We start from the raw sequence: 622 nt of genomic DNA on the forward strand, positions 1-622 counted from the left end.
CGCCGGGGTCGCCGTCGACGCGCGCCGCGACGGCGACCGTCGTCCGACCGCCCCGAACGCTCACGGGGTCGCCGGGCTCGACGCCCAGCTCAGTCAACACGGTGGCAGAGAAGCCGGCGCGGCGGTCCCCGACAGACTCGGGGGCGTCCGCGACCGGCAGTCGAACGCTCATGTGCGGCATGGTCGTCGAGGGGTCCGCTCGTCGTCGGCGCTCGTCGACTCCATGTTTCGAGGTAAACGCGGGTCGCACATAGAAGCCACGACGGTTCAGGATAGAAGCCACGACGGTCCGGACCCCGTCCCGGCTCGAATTATGCCCGCTCGGTCCGGGTTCGGTCCGGGTTCGATTCGCGCTCGGTTCGCGCTCGGTTCGCGTCGCCGCTACGCGGCCTCCTCGACGACCTCGCCGACAGCGAAGTTGGACTTGACCTCCGTGATCTCGATCTTCACGCGCTCGCCGACCTCCGTGTCGGGAACGATGATCACGTAGCCGCGCTCGACCCGGGCGATGCCGTCGCCCTGCTTGCCGAGGTCCTCGATCTCGACGTACCGCATCTCGCCCGGTTCGACCGGGGGTTGAGGCCCGTCGTCGGCACGGGACGCGGAGACGTCGGCGCCGCCG

General features: G+C 70.3%; 1 protein-coding gene. It reads right to left on the reverse strand.

Annotated elements, in window-relative coordinates:
* Positions 1–381 precede the first annotated feature (381 nt).
* A partial coding sequence (locus DJ75_RS11695; protein ID WP_141212028.1) for a TRAM domain-containing protein occupies positions 382–622 on the reverse strand: 241 nt, incomplete at its 5' end.

The sequence above is a fragment of the Halorubrum sp. Eb13 genome (assembly GCF_002252895.1).
Taxonomy (GTDB): domain Archaea; phylum Halobacteriota; class Halobacteria; order Halobacteriales; family Haloferacaceae; genus Halorubrum.